Annotated in this window: 10 protein-coding genes and 1 tRNA gene; 2 read left to right on the top strand and 9 right to left on the bottom strand. The window is 37.9% G+C overall.

Annotation, left to right across the window (positions count from 1 at the left end):
• Positions 1–257: 257 nt before the first annotated feature.
• Positions 258–331: transfer RNA gene (locus M3O96_RS19860), tRNA-Arg, on the bottom strand.
• A gap of 332 nt (positions 332–663) precedes the next feature.
• On the opposite strand from M3O96_RS19860, the gene M3O96_RS19855 reads away from it, so the two are divergent.
• On the top strand, positions 664–1,401 hold the full coding sequence (locus M3O96_RS19855; protein ID WP_249723694.1) for a porin family protein: 738 nt from the start codon (positions 664–666) through the stop codon (positions 1,399–1,401).
• 172 nt (positions 1,402–1,573) lie between these two features.
• Here M3O96_RS19855 and M3O96_RS19850 read toward each other — a convergent pair whose 3' ends face one another.
• Positions 1,574–2,191, bottom strand: a complete 618-nt coding sequence (locus M3O96_RS19850; protein ID WP_249723692.1) for a phosphatase PAP2 family protein — start codon at positions 2,189–2,191, stop codon at positions 1,574–1,576.
• Entirely contained in the window at positions 2,192–3,649 is a 1,458-nt protein-coding gene (gene rpoN, locus M3O96_RS19845) for an RNA polymerase factor sigma-54 (protein ID WP_249723691.1), read from the bottom strand.
• A gap of 190 nt (positions 3,650–3,839) precedes the next feature.
• Here rpoN and asnS point away from each other — a divergent pair, with 190 nt between their 5' ends.
• Positions 3,840–5,291, top strand: a complete 1,452-nt coding sequence (gene asnS / locus M3O96_RS19840; protein ID WP_249723685.1) for an asparagine--tRNA ligase — start codon at positions 3,840–3,842, stop codon at positions 5,289–5,291.
• A 61-nt stretch (positions 5,292–5,352) separates the two neighbouring features.
• On the opposite strand, the gene M3O96_RS19835 is transcribed toward asnS, so the two are convergent.
• The 6 genes from M3O96_RS19835 to M3O96_RS19810 form a co-directional block, all read right to left on the bottom strand.
• Positions 5,353–6,600 (bottom strand): MFS transporter, encoded by a 1,248-nt coding sequence (locus tag M3O96_RS19835; protein ID WP_249723677.1) that lies wholly within the window; start codon positions 6,598–6,600, stop codon positions 5,353–5,355.
• A 68-nt stretch (positions 6,601–6,668) separates the two neighbouring features.
• On the bottom strand, positions 6,669–8,144 hold the full coding sequence (locus tag M3O96_RS19830) for an NAD(P)H-hydrate dehydratase (protein ID WP_249723675.1): 1,476 nt from the start codon (positions 8,142–8,144) through the stop codon (positions 6,669–6,671).
• Positions 8,137–9,465, bottom strand: a complete 1,329-nt coding sequence (locus M3O96_RS19825) for an MFS transporter (RefSeq protein ID WP_249723674.1) — start codon at positions 9,463–9,465, stop codon at positions 8,137–8,139. Before M3O96_RS19825 ends, M3O96_RS19830 begins: the two co-directional genes overlap by 8 nt.
• Positions 9,466–9,528: 63 nt before the next feature.
• The gene (locus M3O96_RS19820) at positions 9,529–9,990 is read right to left on the bottom strand and encodes an ExbD/TolR family protein (protein ID WP_249723670.1); all 462 of its coding nucleotides are present in this window, start codon (positions 9,988–9,990) and stop codon (positions 9,529–9,531) included.
• A gap of 1 nt (position 9,991) precedes the next feature.
• The gene (locus M3O96_RS19815; protein WP_249723668.1) at positions 9,992–10,633 is read right to left on the bottom strand and encodes an ExbD/TolR family protein; all 642 of its coding nucleotides are present in this window, start codon (positions 10,631–10,633) and stop codon (positions 9,992–9,994) included.
• A complete protein-coding gene (locus tag M3O96_RS19810; protein ID WP_249723666.1) occupies positions 10,633–10,962 on the bottom strand; it encodes a hypothetical protein in 330 nt (109 codons plus the stop codon). The genes M3O96_RS19815 and M3O96_RS19810 overlap by 1 nt, the downstream gene beginning before the upstream one ends.
• Between the last annotated feature and the right edge of the window lie 19 nt (positions 10,963–10,981).

The following is a 10,981-nucleotide window of genomic DNA, read 5'->3' as shown; positions in this document are numbered from 1 at the left end:
ACTCTTCAAGGTAGTGTAAGACCGTTGTCTTAGGGTATTTTTTCCGTTCCTTACAAACAGGAGTGCAAAGGTATGAATTAATATAAATTCTACAAGAGAGAATCTTGAATAAAATCAATATTCAGATTCGGTTTCATCTAACTTGTTGAATCTGTGGGGAAAATTCTTTCTAATTTTAACAGAGTTCCCTGTAAAGAATGAAACCACTCAAAAACCTTCTTTTTAATTGATACCACATCTCTTATTGATGTGAAGTGTGACCTCGTCAGGATTCAAACCTGAAACCTCTTGAGCCGTAATCAAGTGCTCTATTCAATTGAGCTACGAAGCCGTAATGGGGATACAAAAGTAGCTATGAATTCCGGATTAACAAAAACATGCTCAATTGTTTTAACAATCAAAAATAAATTTCTCGAAAAACGATATGAGTATTCGCAATGCTGCACGTTGGGATGGAAGAGACTTTATGAGATGCGAATACTCTTCCACGGACGACAGTCGACCGGCCACAGAACTGCTGTCCTTTCTCCAACCATTGATTATTTGTCTAGGTGCAAGAAAGCGGATACACAAAAAAACAATTAAGAATTATTAAGACAAAAAGAAACGCAAATCAAGTATGATTTTATAATTTAGCCGCAATTTTAAATATAATACCCCTTCATGAAAAGATTCACAGTAGTAATTTTACTTAATTTAATAATAGTAACATCTATTTTTGCTCAGAAACGAGAAAAAACGCCAATAGGCGGTAGGCCAAATATAAAAGGCGATTTATTTTTAGAATTGGGTTTTAATACTCTAAACAATAAACCTAGTGAGTTGAATACCGAATTTTTTAAATCCAGAACCTTCAACATCTATTATCAATATCCAATTAATATTGGAGAAAAATCCGGGTTTACTTTTAATCCAGGAATAGGTATCGCTTCAGATAAATTTGCCTTTGAGGGGGGGAAAAATCTATTCAACAACCCTGAAATAGGTCCAAATTCAAGTAAATTGCTCCCTGTAACAGAGGTTTATGGAAATAACATCAATGTGGGCGTAAACAATGTAGGCATCAATTTCTTGGAAGTACCATTGGAATTTAGGTACCATTTCAACAAAAACAATTATGATAAAAGTGTCAGATTTGCTTTTGGTGGAAAAGTAGGTTACTTATTTCAAGCACAGACAAAGATTTCATATACCAATCCAGCCGGCCTTGAAAGAAAAATCAAAGACAGACAGGATTTTGGTTTCAACCAGTTCAGATATGGCGTGCATGCTAGATTGGGATTCCCCGGATTTAACCTTTGGGGGTATTATGGTCTTAATGAAGTATTTCAAAAGAATAAAGGACCATTCAATACACAAGCAACTCAATTTAATTTTGGGGTTTCTGTTGCCTTATTTTAACTATATGATTTCCCTCAATTAAAGAAGGAAGCTAATTTTAACTCTTTCTAGAATCATATAACTGCACTTAGCTATCTGTCAAAAGTGCTCATGTTAATATTTTAAACCAATGAATTAATTAATGTATGCCTGCTTTACGTCGGCATATGTCAAGATCTATAAGCTCATTTTTTTACAGGTACAGAAAGAAGCCGCTGAAGCAAATCGAAAAACCCAACAAGAACCCACCAAATATTTCCATAGGATCATGGGCATTGAGATAGAGCCTTGATGAAGCAATAATACCTGATAGGATGATTACGGCTAACATAATGTAAAGAAGATTTAAACCTTGATTTTTTAAAGCAATTGCAATAATTATTGCCAAGAAGCCTGAAATAGCTGTCATGTGTGCGCTTATTTTCCAAAAAAATGTAATACTTGTAAGTATAATGACGCATATAGTTATACACCCCAAAGTGAGGATAAATACAGGCTCAATTTGAAATTTCAAGTAAAATAAATAGGTTGATATGACGTAAAAAAGACTGACCATTGAAAATGGAAATACGCGCTCTTCTTTATCGTAAAGATGTACTGATGAAATATTGCCGGTAAGTTTCATAGACAATATACTCAATGCGGGTATCATGAATGTGGTCAAAAATACCATAAACAGAATAATCCATTGATTATAGAACTGAGAAGCAGATACTTCAGGCACACCAAATATTAAGAATAAAAAAATCAAAGTAGGAATTAAAAGTGGCTGAAATAAAAACGAAAGCAACAATGCAAATTTTTGTACCACTTATAGTTCCTTTCTAAGTCTAGCGACAGGGATTTGTAACTGCTCTCTATATTTTGCAACTGTTCTCCTTGCGATATTATATCCTTTATCATTCAGTATTTTGACCAGTTTATCATCAGAAAGCGGTCTTTTTTTACTCTCTCCATCCACCATAGCCTGCAAAACACTTTTTACCTCTTTATTACTGACGTCCTCACCAGAATCTGTAGCTATACCTTCCGAGAAAAAATATTTCAGGGGAAATATACCAACTTCGGTTTGTATCGATTTGCTGTTTGCCACACGGGAAACTGTCGAAATGTCCATTTCAATTTTGTCAGCAATGTCCTTCAAGATCATAGGCTTTAACTTTGTCTCCTCTCCATCTACAAAAAATTCTTCCTGATAATCCAAAATTGCCTGCATGGTTTTCAATAATGTTTGCTGTCTTTGCTTGATGGCATCTATAAACCACTTTGCAGCATCCAGTTTTTGTTTGACAAATGTGACCGTGTCTTTCAGTTTTTTGTCCTTTTTATCACTTTTGTCATAAGCGTCAAACATCTCAGAATAAGACCTACTCACACGGAGTTCAGGTGCATTTTTTGAATTTAATGAGATCTCAAACTTACCATTGACATTGTTCAGAATAAAATCCGGGATGATATATTGGGTCTTTATCAAGCCATCTGATGTACCGCCCGGCTTAGGATTGAGCCGCGTAATCATATTGACAGCCTCTTTAATGTCTTCATCATTCAGGTCAAGCTTTTTCTGAATTTTGGTGTAATGCTTTTTGGTAAACTCTTCAAAACAATCAATGATGATTCTAATTGAATTTTGGACAGCAGGATCGTCGGGGTGCTCTTTCCTTTCAAGCTGGATTAATAGACATTCCTGAAGATTTCTTGCAGCAATCCCGGCAGGATCAAAATTTTGAATCTTTCTCAAAATCTCCTCAATTTCATCCAGGTCTGTTTCGATATTCTGACTGAAGGCCAAATCGTTGATAATAGCTTCAAGATCTCTCCTTATGTAACCGTCATTCTCGATACTACCGATAAGTTGTCTGCCAATCAGCTTCTGTCTTTCGTTTAATTTCAAAAATCCCAGCTGGGTAATCAGCTGCTCATGTAGGGAAGCTCCACCTGATATCGGAACCTCTCTGTCGTCCTCATCGGGAGAGTAATTGCCATCGCCCTGCATTTTGTATCCACTGTAATCATCACTTAGATAATCATCAATATTTACATCCTTGTCTTCAAAACTTGATTCCTCTTCAAAGCTGTCCTCATATTCGTTCTCTTCTGATTCATTGCTGTCTTCTTCCTTTCCTTCCTCAAGTGCCGGATTGATTTCCAGCTCTTCCTCTACACGAGATTCCAATTCTGCAGTCGGAACCTGCAACAGCTTGATGAATTGAATCTGCTGGGGAGAAAGTTTTTGCGAAAGAACCTGACTTAAATGTAATTTTTGCATACTCAAATATATTTCAAAAGAATTTAGAATGAAGGCTATTTAAAAACGGTGTATCTTATTTTTCAATAATTCAAATTTAGGAAATAAGAACAAATTATTGATAAAAAGCTTATTTAATCGTTTTTTTGCATTCCCTTTAATCATCCATCAATTGTGGATATAATTCATTCAAAATCAATCTTTCTTTTCTATGTCTTTCAATAAAAGAATCAAAATAAAAAATCTTCTCGAAAATGACCTCATCGGTCAGGATGTGACAATTATGGGCTGGGTGAGAACCAAGAGAAGCAACAAAAATGTGACATTCATTGCCATCAATGACGGATCTACCATCAACAACTTCCAAGTAGTGGCAGATCCGGTTTTTATTTCTGAAGATATACTAAAAAAAGTAACTACTGGCGCCTGCCTAAAAATCACCGGAAAGATAGTGGCCTCCCAAGGCGCAGGACAGCATTCAGAATTAGCTGCGGTGACCATTGACGTTCTTGGAGAAGCAGATGCAGAATCCTATCCCCTCCAACCCAAAAAACATTCTCTGGAATTTCTCAGAGAGATTGCTCACTTGAGAATCCGAACCAATACATTCGGTGCAGTTTTCAGGGTAAGGCATGCTTTGGCTTTTGCTGTTCACAAATATTTCAATGACAAAGGCTTCTTTTATATCCATACACCGATCATCACCTCCTCGGATGCAGAAGGTGCAGGTGAGACATTTAAAGTTACCATTCTGGATTTGAAGAATCCTCCCTTGACGGATGAAGGAAAAATCGATTTCAAAGAGGACTTCTTTGAAAAGGAAACAAACTTGACCGTATCAGGTCAGTTAGAAGGTGAACTTGCGGCAATGGGCTTGGCTGACATCTATACATTTGGTCCTACGTTCAGGGCTGAAAATTCAAATACGGCAAGGCATCTTGCTGAATTTTGGATGATAGAACCAGAGATGGCCTTCTATGATGCCCAAGACAACCAAGATTTGGCAGAGGATTTTCTCAAATATGTAATTTCCTATGCTTTAAAAAATTGCAAAGATGACCTAGAGTTTTTGGACAAACGGGCTGCAGAAGAAGAATTGGCTAAAAAAGCAGACCAAAGAAGCGAAATGGGACTTCTTGATAGGCTCAGATTTGTGGTTGAAAATGACTTTCAAAGAATCACCTACACAGAAGCTATTGATATCCTGCGAAATTCAAACCATAATAAAAAGAAGAAATTTCAATATTTGGTCGAATCATGGGGAGTGGATTTGCAGTCGGAGCATGAACGATACCTTGTCGAAAAGCATTTCAACAAGCCCGTAATCCTCACCGATTATCCAAAAGACATCAAAGCGTTTTACATGAGACAAAACGATGACGGAAAAACCGTGGCTGCAATGGACATTTTATTCCCGGGAATTGGAGAGATTGTCGGAGGATCACAAAGAGAAGAAAGGTTGGACCAATTGACCAAGAGAATGGAAGAAATGAATATCCCTACTGAGGAAATGTGGTGGTATCTTGATACGAGGAGATTTGGATCTACGCCCCATGCAGGATTTGGACTTGGATTTGAAAGATTAGTATTATTTGTCACAGGGATGGGAAATATTAGGGATGTAATAGCCTTCCCAAGAACTCCGGGACACGCCGAGTTTTAATTGATAACAACCCTAAAAAATCAACAAGCCCCTATTGAGCAATTACTTAATAGGGGCTTTTCTATACTATTTTTTCGATTTTCAATTCCTTAGACTCATTCAAATCCAATATTGGCGCATCGATATCTACGACCTTGATCCTTCTCGCCAGAGGAATACATAATAAGCTAAAAAAAATAGCCATATAACCTACAATATTGAAATTCAACAAGACCCCTCCGTTTCCTTCAACAAGGATCAATCCTGCAACAAATGACGCTATTCCTGCTGCCAGCTGCTGCACGGCAGAATTGAAACTTAAGAAACTCCCTCTATTTTCGGGTTTAGCTGTTCCGGTGATCAAAGCTGCGGCAGGAACCATCCTTCCATTGGAAGTCACAAAAAACAGGGTTGAAATCATCAAAACAAATGGAATTGGAGTTTGTCCCAAATGAGTAATCAATCCAATGGGGATGATGTTCAAGGTCATAAAAACTGTAAACACTTTTATTTTCCCGTGATTATCGGTCAATTTCCCAACCCAAGGTGAGGTGAAAATGGTAAATAATCCTCCTGCCATATAGATGTACGTCAACTGAATTTCTGAAAACCCAACATTGGCTACCATATATGGGCTCAAAAATGGGATGATCATAAACTGACCAAACATCATCATGATGGTAAGGGAAATTGCCCTCATTTGATTGCTGTTTCCTGTGACCCGTCTTATTACCTGAATCGGAGTTGGTTTAACTTGTTGGTTATAAAGGTGATCGGTTATTGAGGGGATGTATCTGAAAATCAATATCAATATAACTATCGAAAGTCCCGAGAGAAAAATGAATGGCGCATGCCAATTGGAAATACTGGCAATGAATAATCCAAAAGGCACGCCAACAACTGAGGCCACAGAAAATGCAGCCATAACGAGTCCCATGGCTTTACCTCTACGCGAGTCAGGTACAACATCCCCAATAATCGCCATGATCAATGCGGAGGTAAGACCTCCAAAAACCCCTGAAATTATCCTTGAAAGCAACAGTATTGGATAATTAGGAGAAAGAGCACAGGCAATTGTACCTAATAAGAATCCAACAAACACCCAAAGAAGGATCGTTCTTCTGTCATATTTGTCCAAAACAAAAGCACCCAAAAAACTACTTACACCGGCGCTGAGTGTGTAGGATGACACCAACAATCCGAATTCACGCGGGGTGATTTCAAAAATCCTCATCAACTGTGGGCCAAGGGGCATCAATATCATGAAATCCACAATATGGGTGAAATTGATTGCTGCTAGAGTCCAAAGAATTAGTTTTTCTTTTTTCATGAGATTGAAAAGACTTGTAATGCAACCACGGCCTAATTGTTAAAGTTCTTAATTTGGTGGAAAAAAAATTATTCGATCCCGAGTTCTAAAAATGTAGCAGGAATTGAGTCAATTATATCCGAAGCAATCAATCCTCTTCTTTTTTGTTTTGCAGCTAAGTCACCTGCCAAACCATGATGGTAGACGGCACATATTGCAGCGTTTAAAGGCTCATATCCTTGTCCCAAAAAGGAGGTAATCATTCCTGTCAACACGTCGCCAGCCCCTGCTGTAGCCATATACTTATTGCCCGAGGAATTAAAATATTGGGATCCGTCTGGACAAGATATCGAGGTGAAAGCACCTTTCAAGACCAAAAAAATTCCAAATTTAAAGGAAAAATCTAAGGCCTTTTGTAGCCTTTCCAAGTGATCTCGGCTTGGACCAACAAGTCTTTCAAACTCTTTGAGATGCGGCGTCAAAATGCTGTTTGGAGGCAAATGTTCCAACAAACATTTATTCTTTGAAAGAAGATTTAAACCATCCGCATCGATAACAATGGGCGAATTATAAGAAGTTAGAAATTTTCGGAAATCATCAAGCTCAATTTCCAAACCCCATCCAGGTCCAATTCCGATGGCGTCAAACTGAGCGAGATCATGAATCACATTTTCCTGTGCAACCATCACTTCAGGAGCCCCGACCTGCAAAACCATTCTTTCATCAGATGGAGCAAAAACATTGACCAAACCACTCCCGCTCCGCAAAGCAGCCTTTGCGCTGAGTAGGATGGCTCCCATTTTACCTTTGCTACCTCCTACTAGGAGGATCCTGCCAAAATCTCCTTTGTGACTGAACCTATGGGAATATTTATGCAACGGTTTGATATCCTCCTTTTGTACAAAATATTTTTTCTGACCAAAGGATTCCAAAAATGCAGATGGAATTCCGATATCCAGAATTTTGATATCCCCTGTATATTCAGCATGTTCAGGAGCCAAAAGACCAAGTTTTGGGAATTGGAAAGTACAGGTTATATCGGCCTTGAATGCATCCCCAAGAAATACCCCGTCAGATGGAATGCCTGAAGGCATGTCAATAGAGATTTTTACAGCTCGGGTTTGGTTAAGGGAGTTGACAGTCTCAAGGTATTTTCCAGAAAGTGGTCTTTTTATTCCAACACCAAAAATCGCATCAATACATATGTTATCGTCAACTAGATTAACATCAAATTCTCCATAGCCAATCACCCGAATACCAATCGGAAGCTTGTTGAAGTTTATTTTATAGTCATGGCTACAATTTAATGGATCTTCAAAAGTTACAACAGTCACCAAAAAACCTTCCGTTTGAAGTAACCTCGCTATAGCCAAACCATCACCGCCATTATTTCCAGGTCCGCAAAAAATGAAAACCCGTTTACCATGATCTTTATATTCTAGTAAAAACCAATTGAGAAAGGAGGTAGCAGCCTTTTCCATCAAATCCCAGGATGTAATTCCCGCTGATTGGACATAAGCCTTATCCAAATCTGAAACCCGATTTCCTGGAATAATCTCAAGCATTTTTTATTTCAACAATGGTTTGAAAATCCTGTTTGGGAATTCTTAAAAGAAGTAAAAACCCAAGGCCTACAAAGAAAAACAACCCTAAAGCCAAGGAACTGTTCCTCATGTTTCCTGTAATTTGCTCAATTACGCCATAAGAAAAGGTGCCTAAAACAACAGCAAGTTTTTCAGTAACATCATAGAAACTAAAGTAAGATGCATGCTGTGTTGTTTCTACAGGTATAAGTTTGGAATAAGTTGACCGTGAAAGTGATTGAATCCCACCCATCACCATACCTACTACAAAAGCCAAAGCATAAAATTGGTATTCACTGACCACATAATAGGCAGCACCACAGATTAAAACCCAAACAAAAACCATGATTACCAAGGAAATTTTATTCCCATACAGCTTAGAAATGTAGGCAAAAAGGTAACTACCTCCGATTGCAACAATCTGAATAATCAAAATTGTGATGATCAATTTATCTCCGGGAAGACCCAATTCCTTGTCTCCAAAAGTTGCTGCCAAATACATAACGGTTTGCACGCCCATGCTATAGAAAAAAAACGCTGCAAGAAACCTATGCATCACTTTGGTTTTTCTTACAATCTTAAAGATTTTGTTAATTTCCCGATACCCTTTGAGAAAAAGAGCAGACTTAACTTTTCTATTATAAGGATTATCAGGTAAATATTTAAAAGGAATCTGAGCAAAACCTGCCCACCAAATCCCAGTGATTAAGAAAGACCATCTAGCGGCATCTCCCCCATCCGACAGGCCGAAGGTTTCAGGGCTCTGAATCATGAAAAGATTCAATATCAATAAAATCACACTTCCAATATACCCAAGGGCAAAGCCGCGGGCACTCAGAAAATCAAATTCATCTTCAGTTGCTATCTCAGGCAAAAATGCATTGTAAAAAACAATACTACCCGCATAGCCTATACTAGCCAAAACGGCACAGATAATCCCATACTCTAAATTATCCCCATCAAAAAAGAACAAACCCAAACAGGCTGTAGAACCTAAATAGGCAAAGATTTTCATGAATAGTAACTTTTTACCACCATAATCGGCCATACCGGAAAGCAAGGGAGAAATTAAAGCAATTACCAAAAATGAGAAAGAAATAGAATAGGAGTATAAAACAGTGTTCACAATCCTGAAACCAAAAAAAGAAACAACATCCCCATATTCTTCCGACTTAGTGACGCTATTAAAATAAACAGGAAAAATCGTGGAGGTAATCACCAAACTATATACAGAATTGGCCCAGTCATACATAGCCCAAGCATTCTGCACTTTCTTCTTTTGGCCAATTTTCAAAACATTCATTTTCAACAAAAGTAAAAAAGCTATCCCTGGGGGATAGCTTTATATTTTTAAATCTGAATTAAATTAATTCTGAACCTTACCGGTCGATGCATATAATAATTTACGAGCATCTGCCTCTCTCAATTCAAATTGAATATCTGAAATTGGGCCCATCTTCACGTCCCTATCAGCTTTCATTGAAATGGTGATTTGATCTCTTTCAGCCTCAGATAATTTGTCCTTTTCCTGATTCACCCATAGGATAATATCCTTTGTATTGATCAACACGTCATTTGCCTGTACTCTTGGTTCTGTTCCATAGAGATTGCTATTCTTGGGCTTTCCAACAAAAAGGTAGGAAATCAAGGTCTTTTTCTCCAATTTTTGAAGCTGTGTAGCTTGTGGAAGTTTTTGTTCTACCAAGATGTCCTGTTCTCTCAACACAGTTGTCACCATGAAAAAGAACAAAAGCATGAAGATGATATCAGGTAGTGCTGAGGTCGGGATGTTTTCCGAGGTTTTGGTTTTTTTCTTAAACTTTCCCATATCAATTTCCTCCTATTTTATCTGGTTCTGCAATTGAGATCGCCATTGGAATACCTTCTTTACCTCTGTCAATCAAAGCTTTTTCAGCAGGACTTTTCCCGGTCAATGCTCTATATTGATCTGAAGTCAATCCTACTCTTTCTGCATAAATTTCAAAGTAAGCTCTCTTTACTTGGTCAAGTACCTCAAGATATTTCTCGTAGCTCGTGCCTCTGTTTGTTTTGATAGAAACAACAGCACCTCCACTCATCGGATGATCAGATGATTTAGAGTCTCTGTTGGCTCTACTTTTAAGAGATTGGGGAAGACCGTTAAATAAGGCTACCGCATCCTCATCAGGTGCACCAAAATTTAAGAGAAAATCTTTAATGTCCTCTGAAAGCAATTCTGTATTGTCTACATATTCGCCTTCAACAAGAAGCTGATCGTTCGCATTCACTAGGATATTGAAGATGTTTCTTTCATTCAATTTTATATCCGGTGGCGGAACGTTAGGATCTTGCTTAGGAGGAAGTAGGTTTTGAATCCCTTTATCAGAGGCAATGGTAGTAGTGACCAAGAAGAAGATAAGCAACAGAAAAGCAATGTCCGCCATGGAACCTGCATTTACCTCTTGAGATGTTCTGCTTTTACCTTTTGCCATTATTTTATTGCTTTAGTGATTTCAGTAATTACTATACCTGCCAATGCAACAAGTGTCATTATATATGTCATAATCAAGGAGCCACCTACAAATTTGGACATGCCTTCTGTTAAATTAAAAGGCGCTTGGGCAAACTTAGCGGTAACCTCCCCATCGGAAATGGAATAGGCAATAAAGAACAATACTGCCAAAGCCACAACGGCTAATGCTGATTTTAGCAGACTTTTAGGATCGTCAAGTGATTTTATCAATGGCAATACCACTGCTAAAATAACTCCGACAATTACTAGAAAATCAGCTACGTAAAGGAAAATATCTATAGAATCCATATTAGTTTTTCTTTAGTTA

It is taken from the genome of Aquiflexum sp. TKW24L (genome assembly GCF_023502205.1).
GTDB lineage: Bacteria > Bacteroidota > Bacteroidia > Cytophagales > Cyclobacteriaceae > Cognataquiflexum.
This window is presented reverse-complemented; position numbering and strand designations above follow the sequence as displayed.